This is a genomic window from Variovorax sp. GW821-FHT09D05 (genome assembly GCF_059416325.1).
In genome coordinates, this window is sequence record NZ_JBWKOZ010000014.1 from 127,879 (window position 1) to 150,514 (window position 22,636).

Consider the following 22,636-nt stretch of genomic DNA (forward strand, 5'->3'; position numbering starts at 1 on the left):
GGCAAGCGTCAGGCATTGTTTTCACTGGTGGAGTCGGATGCGGGCGCGGGTGCCATCACGTCATCGGGAATGGGCAGGTCCGGGGCGATGCGCGTGACCGGCGCAATCGGCGGCGCCACCGCACCCGAAGCAAAGGCGCTCGCGGGCGGCATCTTGTCGACCAGCTCCTGGGCGAAGGCGATGAAAGCCTGGCTGCCGCGGGCGGCCGGGTCGAACACCACACCCGGCAGTCCGTAGCTGGGCGCCTCGGCCAGCCGCACATTGCGCGGGATCACCGTGTCGAACACCTTGTCGCCGAAGTGGGACTTGAGCTGCTCGCTCACCTGCTGCTGCAGCGTGATGCGCGGATCGAACATCACGCGCAGCAGGCCGATGATCTGCAGGTTCTTGTTGAGGTTGGCGTGTACCTGCTTGATGGTGTTGACCAGGTCGGTCAGCCCTTCGAGCGCGAAGTACTCGCACTGCATCGGCACGATCACGCCGTGGGCGGCGCACAGGCCGTTGAGGGTCAGCAGGCTCAGGCTCGGTGGGCAGTCGATCAGCACGAAGTCGTACTCGGCGCCGACCGCGGCCAGCGCGGTGCGCAGGCGCTTTTCGCGACGGTCGAGCGCAACCATTTCGACTTCGGCACCCGCCAGTTCGCGGTTGGCGCCCAGCACGTCGTAGCCGCAACCGCCCTCCACCAGCTTGTCGGCCTTGACCCGGGCTTCGGCCACCGAGGCCGATTCGAGCAGCACGTCGTACACCGTCAGCTCCAGCTGCCGCTTGTCGATGCCCGAGCCCATGGTGGCATTGCCCTGCGGGTCGAGGTCGATCATCAGCACGCGCTGGCCGACCTTGGCCAGGCCGGCCGCGAGGTTGACGGTGGTGGTGGTCTTGCCGACGCCGCCCTTTTGGTTGGCAATGCAGAAAATCTTGGCCATGTCAGTACCGGAGGATCGATCAGCGCGAGATTGCGAGCTTGACGCCGAAGGCGATCAAAAAGGTGCCGGCAAGCTTCTCGAGCGTGGCGGAAATGCGGGGATTCGCACGGATGCGCTCGGCCAGGAAGTGCGTGAGCAGCGTCGAGGTCAGACCGTACAGGAAGGTCAGCGCCGCAATCGTCACGGCCATCGCGCCGAAAGTGACCAGGCCCTGATGGCGGGCCGGGTCGACGAACAGCGGGAAGAAGGCCATGTAGAACACGATCGCCTTGGGATTCAGCAGGGTGATGGTGAAGGCCTGGCGCAGGAAATGGCTGGGCTTGATGTCGAGGATGGGCGCCGAGCCGGGCTTGGCCAGCAACATCTTGAGGCCCAGCCACGCCAGGTAGGCGGCGCCCAGCCACTGCACTGCCTTGAAAGCTGTCGGGTACGCGGCCAGCACGGCCGACACACCAGCCACTGCGGCCCACATCAGGCACTGGTCACCAATGATCAGGCCGGCTGTTGCGGCCAGTCCTCCACGGATGCCGCCTTTGCTCGTCGAGGTGATCAGCGCCAGATTGCCCGGACCGGGAATCAGAAGGAACAGGACGATGGCGGCGACGAATGCGCCGTAGTCAGCGATGCCGAACATGGGATTTGCCTCGAAAAAGCGAGTCGGAAAAGGGACCGGAGGGAGGCATCGAGTCTAAGCGAGCACACCACCGCGAGGATCGTTCGGACACCGGCTTTTACCGGTGTCGCCGCTTCTTTTGCGGATTCAGGCGCCGATTTCGGCAGCTTCTTTGCGTGCCCAGACGATGCAACGCTCGGCATCCAGGCCAGGAACCGTCAGTTGTTCCACGTGAAACACTGCCACGCCCTTCGGCAAAGCGGCGAGTTCGTCGGTCGGCACTTTGCCCTTCATGGCGAGCCAGACACCACCGGGTGCGAGCAGATTCATCGAGCCGTTGAAGAAATCCGGCAGTGATGCGAAGGCGCGCGAGCTGATGACTTCGTAGCTGCCGGTCAGCGATTCGACCCGGGCGTGCAGTCCCCGAAGGTTCGGGAGCTCCAGTTCGGCTGCCACTTGCTGGACGAAAGCCGCCTTCTTGGCGACCGCATCGAGGCAGCTCACCTCAAGATCAGGCCGCATGATGGCGATCACCACACCCGGCAAGCCACCGCCAGAACCCACGTCCAGCAGCTTGCCCTTCCCTGCCCACTCGCGCTGCAGCGGCGCGACTGCCGCCAGACTGTCGAGCAAGTGGTGCGTCAGTACGCTTGCCGGATCGCGCAGCGCCGTCAGGTTGTAGACCTTGTTCCACTTGAGCATCAGCGTGCCGTAGGCCAGCAGCTGCTCGCCCTGGAGATCGGACAGTGCCACGCCCATGGCGGCTGCGCCGGCGCGCAGCGTATCGATCGGCGCCGTCATTCCGCGGACTGCGGCTCGGTGGCTGCTTCCGTGGTGGCGGTATCGCGGGCGAAGGCCTTGTGGCCGCCCTTGCGCAAATGAATCATCAGCAGGGAGATGGCGGCAGGCGTCACACCGGAGATGCGCGAGGCCAGGCCCAGTGTTTCCGGCCGGTGCTTGTCCAGCTTTTGCCGCACCTCGAAGCTTAGCGCCTTGACCTGGCCGTAGTCGAAATCAGCCGGCAGCTTCAGGTTCTCGAAGTGCGCGGCCCGCTCCACTTCGTCGTGCTGACGCTCGATGTAGCCAGAGTACTTGGCCGAGATCTCGATCTGCTCGATCTCGGTTTCGCTCAGCGCCGTCTGGGCACCGTACTTGCCGCCGTCCAGCGACATCAGCGTTTCGTAGTTCACGTCGGGCCGGCGCAGCAGGTCGGCCAGGTTGTATTCGTGGTCGATGGCCTTGCCCAGTACCCGCTCCGACTCGGCGGCCGGCAGGTTGCGCGGGTTCACCCAGATCGACTTGAGCCGCTCTGTTTCACGTGAAACAGCGTCGCGCTTGCGGCTGAAAGCGTCCCAGCGCGCGTCGTCTACCAGGCCAAGCTTCCGCCCTGCTTCGGTCAGACGCATGTCGGCGTTGTCCTCGCGCAGCTGCAAGCGGAACTCCGCGCGGCTCGTGAACATGCGGTACGGCTCGGTCACACCCTTGGTGATCAGGTCGTCGACCAGCACGCCCAAGTAGGCTTCGTCGCGGCGCGGCAGCCAGGCATCTTCGCCACGGCATTGCAGCGCAGCATTGATGCCGGCGAACAAGCCTTGGGCAGCGGCTTCTTCGTAGCCCGTTGTGCCGTTGATCTGCCCGGCAAAGAACAGGCCCTTGACCGAGCGGGTCTCGAAGCTGCTCTTGAGCTCGCGCGGATCGAAGTAGTCGTACTCGATGGCGTAGCCCGGCCGCAGGATGTGCGCGTTCTCCAGCCCGGGCATCGAGCGCACCAGCTGGTACTGGATGTCGAACGGCAGGCTCGTCGAGATCCCGTTCGGGTAGTACTCGTTGGTCGTCAGGCCTTCAGGCTCGAGAAAGATCTGATGGCTTTCCTTGTCAGCAAAGCGGTTGATCTTGTCTTCCACGCTCGGGCAGTAGCGCGGACCCACGCCGTCGATCTTGCCGGTGAACATCGGGCTGCGGTCGAAGCCGGAGCGGATGATCTCGTGCGTGCGCGCATTGGTGTGGGTGATCCAGCAGGGCATTTGCTGCGGATGCATGTCCGCGCGGCCCATGAAGCTGAACACCGGCATCGGCCCTGCCCCACCGGGCATGCCGTCGCCGGGCTGCTCGGTGCACTTCGAAAAATCGATGCTGCGGCCGTCGAGCCGTGGCGGCGTCCCGGTCTTGAGCCGGCCTTGCGGCAGCTTCAGTTCCTTGAGCCGCGCCGACAGGCTGATCGCCGGCGGATCACCCGCGCGTCCAGCCTGGTAGTTGTCGAGGCCGACATGGATGCGGCCATCGAGAAAAGTACCCGCCGTCAGCACCACGGTACGGGCACGGAATGCGATGCCCACCTGCGTGACGGCACCGACCACGCGATCGCCCTCCACCATCAGGTCGTCGACGGCTTGCTGGAACAGGCTCAGGTTCGGCTGGTTCTCCAGCCGATGGCGGATGGCCGCCTTGTACAGAACCCGATCCGCCTGCGCGCGGGTGGCGCGCACCGCCGGGCCCTTGCTCGAATTGAGAATCCGGAACTGGATGCCGGCCTCGTCCGTGGCAATCGCCATCGCGCCGCCGAGCGCATCGACCTCCTTCACCAGATGGCCCTTGCCGATACCGCCGATCGACGGGTTGCAGCTCATCTGCCCCAACGTTTCGATGTTGTGGGAGAGCAGCAGCGTCTTGGCGCCCATGCGCGCGGAGGCGAGCGCGGCTTCGGTGCCGGCATGGCCACCGCCGACGACGATCACGTCGAATTCTTCGGGGTACAGCATTTGAAATGGGGAGCGCACAACTGACGCGTGCGCGGCGCAAAAGGGGCACTGATTTTAATCGTCCAGGCCGATCTGCGCCCTTTGTGTGGACAAGCTAGAGGGCCATGCCAAATTACCCGCCAATGCCCACGTAGCCTCGATAGTTTGCTATATATTTCATAGCAAACTATCCGCGTCAGCCCGTCGCTTCGGCCACCTGCACCACCGGCACAGGCTTCTCGATGCCGACCAGCGCGCCAGTCGGCGGCGGCGCCTTCGACGGTTCAAGGCTTTCATCCTGCAGCTCGCGAACGACGAGCTTCTTGTCCGTCATGCGCACGTTGCCGAAGATCGTGCAGAAGGCCACGTCCTTCGCGTCGCGCCCCGTGCCCACGCGCACCACCCGGTCGACTGGCGCCATGCGCGTCGGATCGAACAGCACCCACTGCCCGCCGAGCCAGGCTTCGAACACGGCGTGGAAATCCTGCGGCGGCTCGTCGAACCACACATAGCCCACCACCAGCCGCGCCGGAATGTTGAGCGCGCGGCAGAAGGTGATGCCCAGGTGCGCGAAGTCGCGGCATACGCCCGCGCGTTCCACGAACACCTCCCGCGCCGTCGTTGTCGAGTCGCTGCTGCCCGGCTCGTAGGCGATGCTCTCGTGAATCCAGTCGACGATGGCCTGCACGCGGCCGATGCCCGGCGGCAGGTCGCCGAAGAGCTGCTGCGCGCAGCGCGACATCAGGTCTGACTCGCAGTAGCGCGTCGGCATCATGTAGTGCAGCACCTCGTCGGGCACTTCGCTGACCGGCACCTCTCGCAGGTCGGTCGGCACCACCACATGCGCGCGCTGCACGCTGGCCCTGTAGCGAATCTTCAGCGGCCCGGGCTTCGCGTCGAAACGGATGAAGCGGTTGCCGCTCCCCTCGTCGCAGAACACCTGCATCTCGGTCGGTGGCTCGATCGTCAGCTCCTCGCTGACGACGGCCTGCGCACCCGAGCGCGCCGCTTCGATGTTGAGCAGCATGTGGGCCGGCGCGACGACCTCGTAGTCGAGCTGCGCATCGACGTGGGAGATGTGCATCAGTCGAGCGCCTTTTTCACCGCACCCACGCCAAGCGCGGCCAGCACGACGAACAGCACAGCCAGCACCAGGAACAGGCCGAACAGCAGCTTGGCAATGCCGGCAGCCCCGGCCGCCACGCCACCGAAGCCGAGCAGGCCGGCCACGAGGGAGATGACCGCAAAAATGATCGCGTACTTCAACATCGGGTACTCCTTGCAGCAGGCCTTGCCCACCGTGCGACGCAGCTTAGAAAGCGGCCCGCTCGCGCCCGATAGTCGCCTCGCGCGTGCGGCCGTAGGACAAAAACGCGAGGCAGCCAAACCCGCTAGCATCCGCTGCGATCTCCCACAACAATCAATCAACCTCGTCATCCATTGGAGTTTTTCGAATGAAGCTGTATTACTCGCCCGGTGCCTGTTCGCTCTCGCCCCACATCGCGCTGCACGAAGCAGGCATCGCCGTCGAACCCGTGCTGGCCAGCACCAAGAGCCACAAGCTGCAGGACGGCACCGACTACTACGGCATCAACCCGCTGGGCTACGTGCCGATGCTCGAGCTCGACGATGGCACCCGCCTGCGCGAAGGCCCGGCCATCCTGCAGTACATCGCCGACCTCGCACCCATCAAAAACCTCGCGCCCGCAGCCGGCACCCTGCAGCGCTACCGCCTGCAGGAGTGGCTGACCTTCATCGGCACCGAAGTGCACAAGGGCTTCAGCCCGCTGTTCAACCCGAACATGCCCGAAGAAGCCAAGACCATCTTCAAGGACAAGCTCAAGTCGCGCTTCCAATGGCTCGACGGCGAACTGGCCAACAAACAATACCTGATGGGCGACCACTTCAGCGTGGCCGACGGCTACCTGTTCACCGTCACCAACTGGACCAAGCCCACGGGCGTGGACATCTCCGGCTTCCCCAACGTCCAGGCCTGGCACGCACGCGTTGGCGCCCGCCCCGCGGTGCAGGATGCAATGAAGGCCGAAGGCCTGCTGAAGTAAGCCGAAGCACGCGAAAGCGTGCAGAAGCATTGAAGCGGCCGGATTCCCTCTAGGGGAAAACCCGGACTGCTTCAGCCACAAGCCGCACGATGCGGCTTTTTTTTCGGGTCACGCTACGGGCAGAACTTCAGACGACCGAAGAAGGAACCCGCGCCATGCCCGAAACCCCGCCCCCCGTCGAACTGCGCGAAGAGATGCGCGGACCCGTCATGTGGCTCACCATCGACCGCGAAGAGCGCCGCAACGCCATCAACAGTGCCGTACTCGCCGGCCTGAGCGACGCACTGGCCCGCGCCAACAACGACGCCGCCGTGCGCGCCGTGGTCATCACCGGCGCCGGCACGCGCGCCTTCTGCGCCGGCGCCGACCTGCAGAGCGGCACCTCCTTCAAGTTCGACTACGCCGCGCCTTACCAGGGCTTTGCCAATCTGTTCCGCCAGGCCCGGCAATCGACCGTGCCGCTGATCGCGCGCGTCAACGGCGCATGCATGGCCGGCGGCATGGGGATCATGGCGATGTGCGACATGGCCGTGGCCAGCAGCCAGGCCGTGTTCGGCCTGCCCGAGGTGAAGGTCGGCCTCTTTCCCGCACAGGTGCTCAGCGTGCTCGGCGGCCTGCTGCCGCGCCGCGTGCTGGCCGAGATGTGCATCACCGGTGAGCCCATCATCGCCGCGCAGGCGCTCGAACTGAATCTCGTCAACCGCGTGAGCGACGACGTCGACGAAAGCGTCGACTGGCTGCTCGGCCGCATGCTCGACAAGTCGCCCGCCGCCATCCGCCGCGGCCTCTACACAATGAAGAAGATCGAGGCGATGGCCTTCGAGGAATCGATGGCCTTCACCGAAAGCCAGATCGGCCTGTTCGCACTCACCGAAGACGCCGCCGAAGGACAACTCGCCTTCCGCGAGAAGCGCAAGCCGCAATGGAGTGGCCGATGAACAGCAGCAACAACAACGAACGCATCGTCCGCATCGGTGGCGCATCGGGCTTCTGGGGCGACAGCAGCGTGGGTGCGCCGCAGCTCGTGGGCAGCGGGCAGATCGACTACCTCGTGTTCGACTACCTCGCCGAACTCACCATGTCGATCCTCGCGGGCGCACGGCTCAAGAAGCCCGAGCTGGGCTACGCAACCGACTTCGTCTCCGTCGCGATGAAGGCAGTGCTGAAGGACGTCGTGAAACAAGGCATCCGCGTGGTGAGCAACGCAGGCGGCGTCAACCCGCAAGGCTGTGCCGACGCACTCGCCGCGCTGGCCGCCGAGCAGGGCATCGCATTGAAGATCGCCGTGGTGAGCGGCGACGACGTGTCCCCGCTGCTGCCGCAACTGCGCCAGGCACAACCACCCTTGCGCGAATTGCAGAGCGGCGCCGCGCTGCCCGAACGCGTGCTCACCGCCAACGCGTATCTCGGCGCACGGCCGATACAGGCTGCGCTCGATGCGGGTGCGCAGATCGTCATCACCGGCCGCTGTGTCGACTCCGCCGTCACGCTCGGCGTGCTCATGCACGAATTCAAGTGGCAGCCGGACGACTTCGATCTGCTCGCGGCCGGCAGCCTCGCGGGCCACATCATCGAATGCGGCTGCCAGGCCACCGGCGGCCTGCACACCGACTGGGACACCGTGCCCGACTGGCCGAACATCGGCTACCCCATCGTCGAGTGCAGCGCCGACGGCAGCTTCGTCGTCACCAAGCCGGAGGGTACCGGCGGCAAGCTCACGCCCGCGGTGGTGGGCGAGCAGATGCTCTACGAGATCGGAGACCCCGCGGCCTACCTGCTGCCCGACGTGGTGGCCGACTTCACGCAGGTGCGCATCGAGCAGGCCGGCGAGCACCGCGTGCGTGTGCACGGCGCGCGCGGCCATGCGCCGACCGCGAGCTACAAGGTCAGCGCCACGTATGTCGACGGCTTCAAGACGGCGGCGCAACTCACCATCGTGGGCTTCGATGCGGTGGCCAAGGCGAAGCGCACGGGCGAAGCCATCCTCGCGCGCACGGGCACGCTGTTCTCGCAATACGGCTTCGGGCCGTACAGCGGCACGCACCTCGAAGTGCTGGGCGCGGAGTCGTGCTACGGCCCGCATGCGCAGGCATTGCAGACGCGCGAAGCAGTGCTGCGGCTCGCGGTGACGCATCCGCGCAAGGAAGCGCTGGAGCTGTTCGCACGCGAGGTCGCACCGGCGGGCACGTCGTGGGCGCCAGGCACCACGGGTGCGGGCGGCAGGCGCGCCTCGGTGTCGCCTTCGATCCGGCAATACGCGTTCCTGCTCGACAAGTCGCGGGTGGAAGCCACGGTGACCATCGATGGGAAACGCGTCGATGTTCCGCGCAGCGAGGTTTCCGCGTCAGCCCCCATCCCATCGCCTGTCAGAGCCCCAGAAACGCATGAAGCACCCCTGGCCCCTGACGCCATCGAGGTACCTCTCATACGCCTCGCCTGGGCTCGCAGCGGCGACAAGGGCGACACATCGAACATCGGCGTCATCGCGCGCCACCCTGCCCTGCTGCCGCTGCTGCGCGAACAGCTCACCGAAGCGCGCGTGGCCGAATGGCTCGCGCACCTGGTCAAGGGCCGTGTCACGCGCTACGAGGTGCCGGGCATCGGCGCCTTCAACTTCGTCTGCGAGCAGGCGCTGGGCGGCGGCGGCATGGCCTCGCTGCGCAACGACCCGCTCGGCAAGGGCATGGGCCAGATCCTGCTGGCCGTGCCCCTGCGCGCAAGCCCCGCGCTGCTGGCGTTGCTTGCCTAGCACCAATCGGGACAACCGTGCGACAGCAGGGTTGAGGCCGGGGGCTTAGCCTTGCGCCTCTTTCAACTTTGCTTTCGATCGCACGATGTCCACCCTTTTCGACCCCGTCCAGGCCGGCGACCTGAAGCTCGCCAACCGCATCGTGATGGCGCCGCTCACGCGCAACCGCTCGCCGAACGCGATCCCACCCGACATCGCCGCCACCTACTACGCCCAGCGCGCCAGTGCCGGCCTGCTCATCACCGAGGCCACCGCCATCAGCCACCAGGGCCAGGGCTATGCCGACGTGCCCGGCCTCTACGGCACCGAGCAGCTCGACGCCTGGAAGCGCGTGACCGACGCCGTGCACGCCAAGGGCGGCAAGATCGTCGTGCAGCTGTGGCACGTGGGCCGCGTCTCGCACACCGAACTGCAACCCGGTGGCGGCAAGCCCGTCGCCCCCTCGGCCATCACCGCCAAGACCAAGACCGTGCTCATCAAGGAAGGCGTGCCCACCTTCGTCGAGACCTCCGAGCCGCGCGCGCTCGACGCCGGCGAACTGCCCGGCATCGTGCACGCCTACGCGGTGGCCGCCCGCAGCGCGGTCGAGACCGCCGGCTTCGACGGCGTGGAACTGCACGGCGCCAACGGCTACCTGCTCGACCAGTTCCTCAAGGACGGCAGCAACAAGCGCACCGACGACTACGGCGGCAGCATCGAGAACCGCGCCCGCCTGCTGCTCGAATCCGCGCGTGCCGTGGTCGACGCCGTCGGCGGCGGCAAGACCGGCATCCGCCTGTCGCCCGTGACGCCGGCCAACGACGTGCACGACAGCAACCCGCAGCCGCTGTTCACCTACGTGGTGAAGCAACTCGCCACGCTCAACCTCGCCTACATCCACATCATCGAAGGCGCCACCGGTGGCCCGCGCGAAATCGAAGACCGGCCCTTCGACTACGAAGCGCTGAAGGCCGCTTACCGCGAAGCCGGCGGCAAGGGTGCATGGATGGTCAACAACGGCTACGACCGCCCGCTGGCCGAAGAAGCGCTGAAGGAAGGCGACGACCTCGTGGCCTTCGGCAAGCCCTTCATCTCGAACCCCGACCTCGTGCGCCGCCTGCGCGAGAACGCACCGCTCAACGAGCTCGACAAGGCCACCATGTACGGTGGCGGTGCGAAGGGCTACACGGACTACCCCGCACTGGCGTAATCCGGAAAAGGCCATGGCAAGATGCGGCGGACGCTTTGTGTCCGCCCCAGGAGAGAAATGCCATGGCCCGCATCGAGCAACGACTGGCCGCGCTCGGCCTCGTTCTTCCACCGACAGTGACGCCGCCACCCGGCGTCGTGCTGCCCTTTCAATTCATCCGCATCGTCGGCCGCCGCGCATTGGTCTCGGGTCACGGCCCGCTCAATGCCGATGGCACCATCGCCGCGCCGCTTGGCAAGTTGGGCCGCGAACTGAGCGTCGAGCAGGGCTACACCGCCGCACGTCTCACGGGACTCGCGATGCTCGGCAGCCTGCAGCGCGCGCTCGGCGATCTCGACCGCATCACGGCCTGGACACGCGTGTTCGGCATGGTCGCTTCGGCGCCCGGCTTCGACAAACAGCCAGCAGTGATCAACGGCTTCTCGGACCTCATCCTCGAGCTCTTCGGACCCGACATCGGCGCGCATTCGCGCAGTGCGGTGGGCATGGCCGAGCTGCCGTTCAACATACCGGTCGAGATCGAAGGCGAAGTGGAATTCGACGCATGACGACGTGGACCATCAGGCATGCCACCGAGAGCGATGCAACATCCGTCGCCAACTGCGCCGTCGAAGCCTTCAGCCACTACATTCCGCGCCTGGGCCTCACGCCGATTCCGATGACCAGGGACTACAGCGCGGCCATCGCCAATGCACAGGTCTGGGTCGCCACGCAGCATGGCGAGACCATCGCCGCGCTGGTGCTCGACACTACCGACGAAGGCTTCCTGATTGACGTGATCGCGGTGCTGCCGCAACACCAGGGCACCGGCGCGGGCCGCGCACTGCTCGAACTCGCCGAACAGGAAGCACTGCGGCAAGGCCACGACTCGATCTACCTCTTCACCAACGAGAAGATGACCGAGAACCGAGCTCTCTACGAACGCATCGGCTATGTCGAATACAAGCGCCTCGCCTTCGCGGAGCGCACTCGTGTTTTCCTGCGCAAGCCATTGAAGTGACCGCCATGCAGCTGGCCCGCATCCATCACGTCGCGATCATCTGCGCCGACTACGCAGTGTCGAAGCGCTTCTACACCGATGTGCTCGGCCTGCGCGTGATCGCCGAAAACTACCGCGCCGCGCGCGACTCGTACAAGCTCGACCTGGCACTGCCAGACGGCTCGCAGATCGAACTCTTCTCTTTCCCCGATGCGCCTGCGCGCCTCACGCGGCCCGAGGCGCAGGGGCTGCGGCACCTGTCTTTCGAGGTGCCCGACGTGCAGGCCGCGGCCGACGAACTCGCAGCACGGGGCATTGCGGTCGAGCCACTGCGCACCGATGAATTCACGGGCCGGCGCTTCACCTTCTTCGCCGATCCCGACGGCCTTCCGCTCGAACTCTACGAAGCCGCACCGACCGCCGATCTCGACGCGCTGCTGCTGAAACTCGAAGGCGCATTGCATCTTCGCGAGGTGCGCGCAAACGCCGCACGACTCGAAGAACTGCTCGACGACGACTTCCATGAACTGGGCGTCTCGGGCACGGTGTGGACGCGGGCCGCCATCATCGAAGCGCTGCGCGACGAGGCGTTTTCGCAGCGGACGATGTCGGACTTTCGCGTGCTGCGCATGGCACCCGATGTGGCGCTGGTTACCTATCGCGCGCACCGCGAAGCCATTGCGCAGCGACCCGCCGCGGACTCGCTGCGCAGCTCGCTGTGGCAACGCCGCGCCGGCCGCTGGCGCATGGCGTTCCACCAGGGCACACCGCTCCAAACGCTCTAGATTGCCTCGCCGAACGCCACGCTCACGCGCAGGCCGGTGGGCTCGGCCGCTTCAAGCCGCAGCTCAGCCCCCAGCAACTCCGCATAGCGCGACACGATCGACAACCCCAGCCCCGAGCCCTGCCCGAGCTTCTCGCCCGCGGGCCCTTGCGCCCAGCGCTGCATCAGGGCACGTTGGGCTTCGAGCGGAATGCCAGGCCCGTCGTCGATCACGCTCAGCGTGCGGCCCGCGAGCTCGACGGTGATGGTGCGCCCGCCATAACGCAGTGCGTTGTCGATCAGGTTGTCGAGGATGCCTTCCACCAGCGCCTCGTTGGCATGCACGACCACGCCGTCGTCGAGGCCGCGCGCGCCGAGGTCGACGCCGCGTGCATCGGCACGCGCGAGGTGCCGCAGTACCGTCTGCTCGGCCAGCACGTCGAGCCGCACCGGCACGCGCTTGAGCTCGGTGCGCGCTTCCTCGGCCAGCGCCAGCGCCAGCAGCTGGTCGATCAGGTGGCTGGCGCGCGCCTGCCGTTCCGACACACGCTCGAGCTGCTCGCGCCACACGTTGGTGTCCTGCTGCGCGAGCCCGTACTCGGCCAGCGCGCGGATGCCGGCCAATGGCGTGCGCAGCTCGTGCGCCACGTTGCCCACGAACTCGCGCTGCGCCTGCACGCTGTTGCCGAGACGCTCGAACAGCGAGTTGACCGCATTGCCCAGGCGCTGAAGCTCGCGCGAAGTCTGTGCCACCGCCACCGGCGACAGGTCGCGCACGTCACGCCTGTCGAGCGCGCGCTGCAGGTCGGCGAGCGGGCGCAGATCGCTGCGAATGCCGTACCAGAGCCAGACTGCAAGCAGGATCAGCAGCACGATCTGCGGCGCCAGCGCATAGCCCAGCAGCTGCCGCACCAGTGCGGTCCGGCTCAGCGTGGTCTGCGCAATGATCACGCGGTAGGGCATGCTGATGTCGGGCTCGGCGTCATGCTCGAGCACCACCGCGCGCAGCGTGCCTCCTTCGTAGCGGATGTCGGAAAAGCGGTAGCGCGAGCCGTCCACCGGCAGCGGCGCCTGCAGGCCCGATTGCCCCGAGATCAGCGAGCCGTCGAGCCTCTGCACCGCGAAGTACACCTTGTCGACCTGGTCGAAGAGCACGGTGGCCACTTCGCGCGGCGTCAGCAGCAGTTCGATGCCGCGCTCACCCGCCTGCACGTTGGCCGACAGCGCATAGGCATCGTCGAGCATGCCGCGGTCGAAGGCCTGCTCGGAAAAGTAGTTGGCGATGACCAGCGCGATGACAGCACCGACCATCCACGTGAGCGCCAGCGGCACCAGCACGTTGCGCAGCACGCGCCGCGTGAGCGACGGCGCACGCACGATGGCCGCGGGTTGCGTTTCAGTCGGCTGTTGCTGCGGCTCGGTCACGCGCGGATCACACCTCGGCTTCGAGCAGGTAGCCGATGCCGCGCAGCGTGCGGATGCTCGCGCCCGTGCCCTGCAGCTTCTTGCGCAGGCGGGAGATGAAGGCCTCGAGCGCGTTGTCGCCGAGCGATTCGTCGAAGCTCGACAGCTTGTCGGACAGCGCACGCTTGCTCACAGTGCGGCCCGGCGGACTCATGAGTTCCCACAGCACCTCGAACTCGCGCGCCGGCAGGTCGAGCGGACCGCTCGCGGTCGAGAAGCGGCGTGCCTTGCGGTCAAGCTTCAGCTGGCCCAGCAGCACGATGTCTTCGGTGCCCTTGGCGCGGCGTACCAGCGCACGCAGGCGGGCTTCGACCTCGGCCAGGTCGAAGGGCTTGCCGAGATAGTCGTCGGCGCCGGCATCGAGGCCGGCGATGCGCTCCTCGGTGCGACCGCGCGCGGTGAGCACCAGCACAGGAGTGCGGTCGCCGCGCGCACGTGCCTGCCGCAGCGCGGTGAGGCCACTTGCGAGGCCGCTGGTCGGGCTCGCGGTGGCCGGCAGGTTGAGGTCGAGCAGCACGGCATCGAAGGGCTGCACGCGCCACAGGTGATCGGCATCTTCGACGTTGGTCGACACGTCGACACGATGGCCGGCATCCGCGAGGCTGCGCACCATCACATCGCGCAGAACGGCGTCATCTTCGACAAGCAGAATTCGCATGGTTATTGAGTGGTTGGGGGTGATCTGCCTTGCGAACGACGGGTCAGCGGCCGGTCAGTCGCTCCAAGCGATAAACGCAACATGAGCATACGACAGCAAGATGAAATACGGGCCATTTTCATGGCCGACGCCACACGATGAGCGCGCGTGAACCCTCCGATCTTTTGAGCCTGGTGCCTCCGGAGGTGCAACGCACCGCCGTGGTCTTGCTGCATGGTTTATGCAGCACGCCTGACGAGTTGCTGACCGTGCAGTCCGCCCTGCGCAGCCGCGGCTACTCGGTGCACCCGCTGTCGATCGAGGGTTACTCGTTCGACGCCAATGCGCCGCTGCAGCGCGCGGCGCCGTACGAACGCTGGCTCGACGCGATCCAGGCGCAGGTGAAGGCACTGCGCGCGCAGCACGACCGCGTGATGCTGGTCGGCATTTCCGCCGGCTCCTCGCTCGCGCTCGGCGCGGCCATCCGCTGCGGCAGCGAAGTCGATGCGCTGGTGCTCATGTCGACCACGCTGCGCTTCGACGGCTGGGCCATTCCACGCACGCAGTTCCTGCTGCCGCTGGCCTTCTACACGCCGCTCGGGCGGCTCTGGCAATACCGCGAACGCCCGCCCTACGGCGTGAAGAACGAACGCGTGCGCGCCTGGATCGAGCGCGAGCTGCGCCACCGCAAGGTCTCGCGCGCCGGCAGTTCCGTCATCGGCGTGGGCCATCTGCGCGAGCACGACCGGCTCATCCGCCACGTGCGCCGCAACCTCAACAGCGTGCGATGCGACAACGTGCTCGCACTGCACGCCCAGCAGGACGAAGTGGCCAGCGTGGCCAACCTAGACATCCTCGCGCGCGGCCTGCGCTGCCGCGCCTTCCGCACCGTGGTGGTCGCCAACAGCTACCACATGATCACAATCGACAACGATCGTCAACAGGTTGTGCGCGAAACAGTGTCGTTCGTCGATGCCGTGGCGCATGGCACGATGCCCGAGCATCCGCTGTACGCCTGACACCTTCGACAACGTTCGATCACGCCCGAAAGGAAAGCATTTCCATGTCTTCTTCCAACGCTTCTTCGCCCACCTTCAACAGCATCGCCGCGATCCTGGAAACCGACTTCCGCGTCGAGCGCTCGGCCATCTCGCCGGACACCGCGCTGTCCGACCTCGGCCTCGACTCGCTCGCGCTGATGGAGTTCGTCTTCGCCGTCGAAGACGCCTTCCACCTGCGCATTCCCGAAGACCGCCTCGACCCGCGCGAAGCCGGCATCACGCTGCAGCGCCTGTGCGAAGTGATCGACACGGAAAGTGCCGGCAGCGCAGCCGCCGCCCAGCCCGCCGAAGCCACCGCATGAGCAGCGGTGCAGCCCACGCCGCGCTCGCCGCTTCGGCCGCACGCGCCGCCTCCGCGCCGGTGCGCGTGAGCGGCATCGGTTTCGTCACGCCCATCGGTCGCACCGTCGAGGCCTTCGACGAGGCGCTGTTCGCGGGCCGCTCGGCCGTGCGCGCGCAGACGCTGGAGATCAAGGGCATGGACCCGATGCTGCTCGCCGTTGCCGCCTGCGACTTCGATTCGAACGGCGTGCGCAGCACCTCGCGCCTCCCGCTGGACCGCGGCACCGCCATGGCGCTGGCCGCCGCGCAGGACGCGGCTGGCGAAGCGAAGCTCGACCTCGACACCATCGACCGCGACCGCCTCGGCATCTTCTGGGGCAGCGGCCTCGCGGGCGCCGGCACCTTCGACAACACCACCAGCGCGCTCTACGGCGAACAGCGCCGCATGCGCCCGACGACAGTGCTCACCGTGATGCCCAACGCCGCCGTGGCAGAGCTCGCGCTGCACTTCGGCGCGCGCGGTTCGGCCATTGCCTACGCCTGTGCTTGCGCCTCCTCGGCCGTGGCCATCGGCGAGGCGATGCGCGCCATTCGCGGCGGCTGGATCGACGTTGCCATCGTCGGCGGCCACGACGCCATGCTCACGCCAGGCGTGATGGCCAGCTGGCACGCGATGCGCGTGATGGCTCCGCCGCCGGCCGATGCGCCCTCTTCGGCCTGCCGCCCGTTCTCGGGTGACCGCGCGGGCTTTGCCATTGGCGAAGGCGCGGCCGCGCTGGTCCTCGAATCCGAAGCGCATGCAGCCGCACGCGGCGCCGAAGCCGCGCCCTTCGTGCTTGCGGGCTACGCCACCAACTGCGACGGCACACACATCACCAACCCCGACGCCCCGGGCCAGGTGCGCGCGATGCGCGCCGCACTGCGCGATGCAGGCATCGAAGCCTCCGACGTCGGCCATATCAACGCACACGGCACGGCCACTTCCGCAGGCGATGCGGCCGAAGCCGCATCTATCCGCGAGGTGTTCGGCAACCACACACCGGTCAGCGCGACCAAGGCCATCCACGGCCACGTGCTCGGCGGTGGTGGCGCGATAGAGCTCGTTGCAGCGCTGCGCGCACTGGCGCGCGAGACGCTGCCGCCCATCGCCAACCTGCAGACGCCCGACGCCGCATTCGATCTCGACTTCGTGCAAGGCGAGGCGCGCGAGGCCAAGGGCATCCACTATGTGCTGTCCAATTCCTTCGCCTTTGGCGGCACCAACGCGGTCATCGTGGCCGGCCGCGCGTCCTGACGCTGAAGATTCGCTGAACCCTTCCTGAAAAACGAACGCGGTGCACCGGCTGGTTGTTTTCGTCGTGCCCGTGTTCGCGCTGCTCATGGCGTGCGAGTTCGCATGGGGTTGGCTCAAGCGGCGCAACACCTACCGCTTCAGCGACACGCTCGGCAGCCTGAGCCAGGGGCTGCTGAGCCAGGCACTGTCGGTGTGCACGCAGCTGTTCCAGATCGGTCTCTACGCGATGGTCTATCCGCTGGTCGCGATCTGGACGCGGCCCAGCTTCTGGGACAGCGTTGTGGGCTGGATCGTCGCCGTGCTGCTGTTCGACTTCTTCGACTACTGGCTGCATCGCGCAGGCCATGAATCGGCCGTGTTCTGGGCTGCGCACTCGGTGCACCACCAGAGCCAGCACTTCAATTTTTCCACTGCGCTGCGGCAGGAAAGCACCGTGGCCTTTCTGGGCTGGGCCTTCTACCTGCCGATGGCGGTGGTGGGGGTGCCGCCCGAGCAGTTCGGCCTTGCGGGGCTGATCGTTCTGGTCTACCAGTTCTGGATCCACACCGAGCACATCGGCAAGCTCGGCTGGTTCGACCGCGTGTTCTCGTCACCGTCGAACCATCGCGTGCATCACGCGGTGAACGACGGCTACGTGGACCGCAACTACGGCGGCATGCTCGTGGTGTGGGACCGCATGTTCGGCACCTTCGCCGAAGAGAAAGAGCGCTGCGTCTACGGCACGCGCAAGACGCTTGCGAGCTTCGACCCGATGCGCGCGATCCTCGGCCCGTATGCGCCACTGCTGCGAGACGCCTGGCACACGCGGCGCTGGCAGGACAAGATTGCCGTGTGGTTCAAGCCGCCGGGCTGGCGGCCGGCCGACGTGGCACAACGGTTTCCCGATGCACCCTTTTCGCTGGAAGAAGCGATGCACATTCACGATCCGGCGCTGACGCGCCCGCAGGTGGCTTCGGCCTCGATTCACTTCGCGTGCTGGGTCGGCGTGACGCTGGCCTTTCTGTGGCGCGCCGACGACCTCGCGTTCCAGACGGGACTGGGACTGCTTGCGCTGGCCGTTGGTGGCTTCTGGTCCATTGGCGCCGTGCTCGACTCGCAACTGCGGCTGCGATGGGCCTGGTGCGCACAGCTGGCCTTGCTGGGAGTTTCGGCGGTACTGCTCGCCTGACGGCCTCGCTATGTATGCTCGGCGCTCTCATCGCACCGGGAGCATTCCATCATCATGCGCAGGCTGGCCACACCCGAAGACATCGACGCCGTTTTTGCCCTCTACATGCACGAGAAGGTCGTGCGCTTCCTCGGCTACGACCCGATGCCGATCGAAGACTTTCGCGCCATCTACCAGGCACTGCTCGACACCCTGTGCTTCTATGTCTATGAACGCGAAGGACGCATCGCGGGCTTCTACCGCGCCACGCGCTATCCGGGTCGCATTCAGCATGTAGCCGGCCTCGGTACGCTCGCTGTCGATCCCGCATTCCATGGCCAGGGCGTTGCGCTCGCCATGGTTGGCGAGGCCATCGATGCACTGAAGACTGCCGGCGTCAAGCGCATCGAGCTCTTCGCCGAAAGCGACAACGCGCCCGCGCTGCGCTTCTACGAGAAGCTGGGCTTCGAGCGCGAAGGTACGCTGCGCAAGTACTACAAGCGGGCCGGCGAAGATAACTACGTCGACGAGTACGTGATGGCGCTGCTGTTCGACTGAAAAGGCATCGTCAGGGCTTCCAGCGCCGCAGCAGCAGCGCGTTGGCCATCACACTCACGCTCGACAGCGCCATGGCTGCACCAGCCACCACCGGGCTCAGCAAGCCGAAAGCCGCGAGCGGAATGCCGGCCACGTTGTAGGCAAAGGCCCAGAACAGGTTCTGCCGGATCTTCGCGACCGTGCGTGCAGAGAGCTCGAAGGCCTGTGCCACCAGCGCGAGATCGCCACGCATCAGCGTGATGCCGGCCGCTTCCATCGCCACGTCGGTGCCGCCACCCGAAGGCGCCATCGCGATGCCCACGTCAGCCGCGGCCAGCGCGGGCGCATCGTTCGCGCCGTCGCCGACCATCGCCACGACGTGCCCGTTCTTCCTCAATGCTGAAACCTGCGCCGCCTTGTCGGCCGGCAGCACATCGGCGCGCACGTCTTCGGCCGCAATGCCCAGCCGCGCCGCCATGGCTTGAGCCGCACGCAGGTTGTCGCCCGAAATCATCACCACGCGCAGGCCGCGTGCACGCAGCGTGCGGATGGCTTCTGCAGCTTGCGGCTTGGGCTCGTCGGCGAAGGCGAACAATGCATGCACGTGCGCGGCACCGGCCTCATCGAAGCGCAACAGCGCGGACACCGTGGCGCCTTGAGACTGCAGACGATCGACTTCCGCAGCGTCGGGCATCGCGTCGAGTTCACGACACCAACGCAGGCTGGCGATGGCCCAGTGCACGCCGTCGACCTCACCACGCACACCGCGACCCGGCCACGCCTGCATCACACCCAGCGCAGGCGCCTGCACGTTGCGCTGCGCCGCAGCGGCCAGCACCGCCTTGGCCAGCGGATGCTCGCTGCCGCTCTGCAGGCTGGCGGCCGTCGCCAGCAATTGATCTTCACTGGCATCGGTGCCTGACACAGGCACCAGCGCAGTGAGCACCGGCCGGCCGATCGTCAGCGTGCCGGTCTTGTCGAATGCAACGGTGTCGACGCGGTGCGCGACTTCCAGCGCACGCGCGTCCTTGATCAGGATGCCGTGACGCGCCGCCACGCCCGTACCCGCCATCACCGCGACGGGCGTTGCAAGGCCCAGCGCACATGGGCAGGCAATGACGAGCACCGCCACGGCATGGATCAACGCAGTCTCGATTCCCGCGCCCGCAACCAGCCAACTGGCCAGCGTGACAAACGCGATCAACAGCACCACCGGCACGAATACGGCCGCAACCTTGTCCACCAGCCGCTGGATCGGCGCCTTCGCCGCTTGTGCGTCTTCGACCAGCCGGATGATCCGCGCGAGCACGCTCTCGGCGCCGATCGCGCTCACTTCGATGACCATGCGACCATCGCCGTTCACCGCGCCGCCGGTCAATGCATCGCCCGGCCCTTTGGCCACGGGCAGCGGCTCGCCGGTGAGCATCGATTCATCGACTTCGGATTGCCCTTCGATCACGCGTGCGTCGGCCGGCACGCGTTCGCCAGGCCGCACCGCGAGGCGGTCGCCCACCATCACTTCGGCCAGCGGCACATCGCTTTCCTTGCCACGCGGGCCCACCAGGTGCGCCACTTCGGGCCGCAACTGCTGCAACGCACGGATCGCCGACGTGGCCTGGCGCTTGGCGCGCGCCTCCAGCCACTTGCCGAGCAGCACCAGCGTGATCACCACCGCCGAAGCCTCGAAGTACAGGTGCGGCATCGCACCGTGGCCCGCATGCTCGCCGGTGGCCGCGCGCCACCAGAGCCAGAGCGACAAGCCAAAGGCCGCGCTGGTGCCGAGCGCCACCAGCAGGTCCATGTTTCCGGTGCGCGCTTTTGCCGCATGCCAGCCCGCGCGATAGAAACGCGCACCCAACCAGAACTGCACCGGCGTTGCGAGCAGCAGTTGCAACCATGGCGGCAGCATCCAGTCTTGCCCGAAAGGATCGCCTAGCATCGGTGCCAGCAAGGGAATCGAAAGTGCCAGGCCGACAGCGACCGGGCCGAAACCGTGCCACGGCGACAGCGCGGCTTCTTCGGCCGCCGTGCTCGCCGCGCGCGGCTCGTAGCCTGCGGCCCGTACGGCTCGGCGCAGCAGGACGTCCATGTCTTCGTTGCCGCCTGTCACCACGCGGGCCGATTCGGTCGCGAGATTCACGCTCACGTCCTGCACGCCCGGCACGTTTTTCAGAGCACGCTCGACACGCATCACGCACGAGGCGCAAGTCATGCCGCCGACCGAGAGGTCGAGCGTGGTGGTGCCGGGGATTTGCTGCTGCAGAACTTTTTCCATGCGCCAAGGCTAAAGCCTCACACCATGGCAAGGTCAAGCGAAAAAATTCAGTGCCCCTGCGCTGGACATTGACATCGTGAGAGGGTTCAAACTTGCACCCTCAGTCAATCACTTCCAAGGAGCTACCACGATGAGCCAGAAATTCCAGGTCACGGGCATGAGTTGCGGCCACTGCGTGAGCGCAGTACAGAACGCGGTGCAAACGGTGGACCCCGAAGCGCAGGTCACGGTCGATCTGGAAACGGGCCATGTCGACGTATTGAGCGAACAGCCGCGCAAGGACATCGTGGCCGCGATCGAGAACGCGGGCTACGCGGTTCAATGACGACGGGCCACGTCGCCATCGGCGAAGCGGCGCAGCGCTCCGGCGTGTCGGCCCGCATGGTCCGTCACTACGAAGGGCTGGGCCTGCTGCCGGCGGTGGCGCGCACCGAGAGCGGCTACCGCCAATATGGGGAGGCCGACATCCACACGCTGCGCTTCATCAAGCGCTCGCGCGACCTGGGTTTCTCGATGGAAGAAATCGCGGAGCTGGTCGGGCTGTGGAACAACCGTCGGCGCGCAAGCTCGAGCGTGAAGCGCATCGCCGAAAAGCATCTTGGTGAACTGGAGCAGCGCATTGCCGACATGCAATCCATGCGCAACACGCTGGCCCACCTGGTTCATTGCTGCCACGGCGACGCAAGGCCGGACTGCCCCATCCTCGACGACCTGAGCAAGGTCTAGATCAGGCGCCCCGCACCAGCGACAGCACCTTGCCTGCATCCAGCGTGCGGGCCTTTTCCTGGATGGCCGGCAGGTACTGCGTCTGCAGGCTCTGCCCTTCCTTCACCACGCCCGAGAACGCGTCCTTCAGCATCTGCGTAGAGAGCGTGCGGCCGCCGGCGTAGTAGCGCTTGGCCACATGGCCCAGTGCGTAGGTCGAAGCAAAGCTCATCCCCGAGCTCACGGCCTGGTTGCCCAGCCCGCGAAGCAATCCACCGCCAACCTTGCCAAGGAGGCCGCCGAGCAGCTTGCGCCCGGCCTGCTCCAGGTACTGCGAAGTCAAGCCCACGCCGACCGTGGCCAGGAAATCCTTGATGTGGCCGCTGTCGAGCTGATAGCCGTACGACTGGCCGATGCGGTAGACCAGCTTCATCTGCAGCGGAATGATCGCCATGGTCGAAAGCGTCTCGGGCAGCAGCTCCAGCGCGCCGTTGAGGATGGCGGCGTTGAGGATCGACTTGTCGAGCTCGGCGGTGTCGGGCGTATTCGGCGTCGATGGCACCGCAACCGCGGTGCCGGCAGCAGCAGCAACAGGCACCGCCGCAATGTCTTCGGCCTGCTGCGAAAACGCGGCCGCCGAAGCATCCAGCCCCAGCGACGTGCGCACATCGGCCAGGAACATGCGCTCCGCCTCCGACTGCGTGCCGTCCGCGTCGCACACGCACACCGCCATCTCGTAGGCGAGCTGCCTGGCTTCGCTGCTTTTCAGCTCTCCGGCCACCGAGGCCAACGACACGCGCTTCATCAGCACGTCCTGGTACAGCGTCGGCAGGTTCAGGCCGTCGGCCTGCGACAGGCCCTCGGCAATCCGCTTGATCTCGGCCCGTTCACGCTCGTGCTTCTCACCATCGACAAAGGCAGCCAGAAGGCTCAGGGTAACTATCGACTTTGTTTCTGAAGGTGTCATGTTCAACATTTCGCAATATGAAGGATCAGGTTCGGTCGTCAAAGGGGCCGGAAGGTTCCGGCGAGCTTCTCCCCACAAACCTTGAGTAACTCTGTGGATAACGTTGGTACTTCTGTGTAGCGGCGTTGCAAGTCTTTGATTTAAAAGGGAAATCTACAGATCGCCCAAATTTTCAGCAATGAATTTCTCCGGGGAAAAACCGCCTTTCGCAGATTTTCTGGAAGGAGTCAAAGCACAACTCTGGGGACAG

General features: G+C 66.3%; 24 protein-coding genes. 14 read left to right on the top strand and 10 right to left on the bottom strand.

Translation table 11 applies throughout. From position 1 onward, the window contains the following. Window positions 1-8: 8 nt before the first annotated feature. The 6 genes from AC07O3_RS31225 to AC07O3_RS31250 form a co-directional block, all read right to left on the bottom strand. Entirely contained in the window at window positions 9-923 is a 915-nt protein-coding gene (locus AC07O3_RS31225; protein ID WP_093057108.1) for a ParA family protein, read from the bottom strand. A 19-nt stretch (window positions 924-942) separates the two neighbouring features. Continuing rightward, a complete protein-coding gene (locus AC07O3_RS31230; protein WP_093057109.1) occupies window positions 943-1,557 on the bottom strand; it encodes a LysE family transporter in 615 nt (204 codons plus the stop codon). Between the two features lie 126 nt (window positions 1,558-1,683). Beyond that, window positions 1,684-2,337, bottom strand: coding sequence for a 16S rRNA (guanine(527)-N(7))-methyltransferase RsmG (rsmG, locus tag AC07O3_RS31235; RefSeq protein ID WP_495341182.1), 654 nt, complete (start codon window positions 2,335-2,337; stop codon window positions 1,684-1,686). Further along, window positions 2,334-4,295 (bottom strand): tRNA uridine-5-carboxymethylaminomethyl(34) synthesis enzyme MnmG, encoded by a 1,962-nt coding sequence (gene mnmG, locus AC07O3_RS31240; RefSeq protein ID WP_097197529.1) that lies wholly within the window; start codon window positions 4,293-4,295, stop codon window positions 2,334-2,336. Before mnmG ends, rsmG begins: the two co-directional genes overlap by 4 nt. Window positions 4,296-4,470: 175 nt before the next feature. Beyond that, on the bottom strand, window positions 4,471-5,358 hold the full coding sequence (locus tag AC07O3_RS31245) for a transglutaminase-like domain-containing protein (RefSeq protein ID WP_495341183.1): 888 nt from the start codon (window positions 5,356-5,358) through the stop codon (window positions 4,471-4,473). Beyond that, window positions 5,358-5,543 carry a DUF1328 family protein gene (locus tag AC07O3_RS31250; protein WP_013538518.1) on the bottom strand — a complete coding sequence of 62 codons (186 nt, stop codon included), beginning with the start codon at window positions 5,541-5,543 and terminating at the stop codon, window positions 5,358-5,360. The genes AC07O3_RS31245 and AC07O3_RS31250 overlap by 1 nt, the downstream gene beginning before the upstream one ends. Before the next feature lie 185 nt (window positions 5,544-5,728). Here AC07O3_RS31250 and gstA point away from each other — a divergent pair, with 185 nt between their 5' ends. The 7 genes from gstA to gloA2 all read left to right on the top strand — a co-directional run bounded on the left by gstA (window position 5,729) and on the right by gloA2 (window position 12,039). After that, entirely contained in the window at window positions 5,729-6,337 is a 609-nt protein-coding gene (gene gstA, locus AC07O3_RS31255) for a glutathione transferase GstA (protein WP_093076490.1), read from the top strand. Window positions 6,338-6,492: 155 nt separating this feature from the next. After that, the gene (locus tag AC07O3_RS31260; RefSeq protein ID WP_495341184.1) at window positions 6,493-7,275 is read left to right on the top strand and encodes an enoyl-CoA hydratase/isomerase family protein; all 783 of its coding nucleotides are present in this window, start codon (window positions 6,493-6,495) and stop codon (window positions 7,273-7,275) included. Further along, on the top strand, window positions 7,272-9,086 hold the full coding sequence (locus tag AC07O3_RS31265; RefSeq protein WP_495341185.1) for an acyclic terpene utilization AtuA family protein: 1,815 nt from the start codon (window positions 7,272-7,274) through the stop codon (window positions 9,084-9,086). The genes AC07O3_RS31260 and AC07O3_RS31265 overlap by 4 nt, the downstream gene beginning before the upstream one ends. An 85-nt stretch (window positions 9,087-9,171) precedes the next feature. Beyond that, window positions 9,172-10,275 carry an alkene reductase gene (locus AC07O3_RS31270; protein WP_093057115.1) on the top strand — a complete coding sequence of 368 codons (1,104 nt, stop codon included), beginning with the start codon at window positions 9,172-9,174 and terminating at the stop codon, window positions 10,273-10,275. 62 nt (window positions 10,276-10,337) lie between these two features. Further along, window positions 10,338-10,823, top strand: a complete 486-nt coding sequence (locus AC07O3_RS31275; RefSeq protein ID WP_495341186.1) for a RidA family protein — start codon at window positions 10,338-10,340, stop codon at window positions 10,821-10,823. After that, window positions 10,820-11,275 (top strand): GNAT family N-acetyltransferase, encoded by a 456-nt coding sequence (locus tag AC07O3_RS31280; protein WP_495341187.1) that lies wholly within the window; start codon window positions 10,820-10,822, stop codon window positions 11,273-11,275. The genes AC07O3_RS31275 and AC07O3_RS31280 overlap by 4 nt, the downstream gene beginning before the upstream one ends. Before the next feature lie 5 nt (window positions 11,276-11,280). Further along, the gene (gene gloA2, locus AC07O3_RS31285) at window positions 11,281-12,039 is read left to right on the top strand and encodes an SMU1112c/YaeR family gloxylase I-like metalloprotein (RefSeq protein WP_495341209.1); all 759 of its coding nucleotides are present in this window, start codon (window positions 11,281-11,283) and stop codon (window positions 12,037-12,039) included. Here the strand turns inward: gloA2 and AC07O3_RS31290 are convergent. Together AC07O3_RS31290 and AC07O3_RS31295 are read right to left on the bottom strand one after the other, a co-directional pair. Beyond that, window positions 12,036-13,442: a sensor histidine kinase gene (locus tag AC07O3_RS31290; protein ID WP_176928844.1), complete on the bottom strand. Its 1,407-nt coding sequence runs from the start codon at window positions 13,440-13,442 to the stop codon at window positions 12,036-12,038. The two genes, gloA2 and AC07O3_RS31290, sit on opposite strands and share 4 nt — an antisense overlap. 7 nt (window positions 13,443-13,449) lie before the next feature. Beyond that, window positions 13,450-14,139 carry a response regulator transcription factor gene (locus AC07O3_RS31295; RefSeq protein WP_093057118.1) on the bottom strand — a complete coding sequence of 230 codons (690 nt, stop codon included), beginning with the start codon at window positions 14,137-14,139 and terminating at the stop codon, window positions 13,450-13,452. Window positions 14,140-14,276: 137 nt separating this feature from the next. On the opposite strand from AC07O3_RS31295, the gene AC07O3_RS31300 reads away from it, so the two are divergent. Genes AC07O3_RS31300 through AC07O3_RS31320 form a run of 5 tightly spaced genes read left to right on the top strand, consistent with a single transcriptional unit; the run spans window position 14,277 to window position 18,460 of the window. Then, a complete protein-coding gene (locus AC07O3_RS31300) occupies window positions 14,277-15,137 on the top strand; it encodes an alpha/beta hydrolase (protein ID WP_093057119.1) in 861 nt (286 codons plus the stop codon). 44 nt (window positions 15,138-15,181) lie between these two features. Beyond that, complete coding sequence (locus tag AC07O3_RS31305; protein ID WP_093057120.1) at window positions 15,182-15,481, top strand: acyl carrier protein; 300 nt, start codon at window positions 15,182-15,184, stop codon at window positions 15,479-15,481. Next, window positions 15,478-16,755 carry a beta-ketoacyl-[acyl-carrier-protein] synthase family protein gene (locus AC07O3_RS31310; RefSeq protein ID WP_495341188.1) on the top strand — a complete coding sequence of 426 codons (1,278 nt, stop codon included), beginning with the start codon at window positions 15,478-15,480 and terminating at the stop codon, window positions 16,753-16,755. Before AC07O3_RS31305 ends, AC07O3_RS31310 begins: the two co-directional genes overlap by 4 nt. 40 nt (window positions 16,756-16,795) lie before the next feature. Then, complete coding sequence (locus AC07O3_RS31315; protein ID WP_495341189.1) at window positions 16,796-17,923, top strand: sterol desaturase family protein; 1,128 nt, start codon at window positions 16,796-16,798, stop codon at window positions 17,921-17,923. Between the two features lie 54 nt (window positions 17,924-17,977). Further along, window positions 17,978-18,460: a GNAT family N-acetyltransferase gene (locus AC07O3_RS31320; protein WP_495341190.1), complete on the top strand. Its 483-nt coding sequence runs from the start codon at window positions 17,978-17,980 to the stop codon at window positions 18,458-18,460. 10 nt (window positions 18,461-18,470) lie between these two features. Here the strand turns inward: AC07O3_RS31320 and AC07O3_RS31325 are convergent, their stop codons facing one another. Continuing rightward, entirely contained in the window at window positions 18,471-20,714 is a 2,244-nt protein-coding gene (locus AC07O3_RS31325) for a heavy metal translocating P-type ATPase (RefSeq protein ID WP_495341191.1), read from the bottom strand. A 130-nt stretch (window positions 20,715-20,844) separates the two neighbouring features. Here AC07O3_RS31325 and AC07O3_RS31330 point away from each other — a divergent pair, with 130 nt between their 5' ends. Then, entirely contained in the window at window positions 20,845-21,039 is a 195-nt protein-coding gene (locus AC07O3_RS31330; RefSeq protein ID WP_007833622.1) for a heavy-metal-associated domain-containing protein, read from the top strand. After that, window positions 21,036-21,440, top strand: a complete 405-nt coding sequence (gene cueR / locus AC07O3_RS31335; protein ID WP_093057125.1) for a Cu(I)-responsive transcriptional regulator — start codon at window positions 21,036-21,038, stop codon at window positions 21,438-21,440. The genes AC07O3_RS31330 and cueR overlap by 4 nt, the downstream gene beginning before the upstream one ends. Before the next feature lies 1 nt (window position 21,441). On the opposite strand, the gene AC07O3_RS31340 is transcribed toward cueR, so the two are convergent. Further along, window positions 21,442-22,386 (bottom strand): YcjF family protein, encoded by a 945-nt coding sequence (locus AC07O3_RS31340; RefSeq protein ID WP_489016189.1) that lies wholly within the window; start codon window positions 22,384-22,386, stop codon window positions 21,442-21,444. Between the last annotated feature and the right edge of the window lie 250 nt (window positions 22,387-22,636).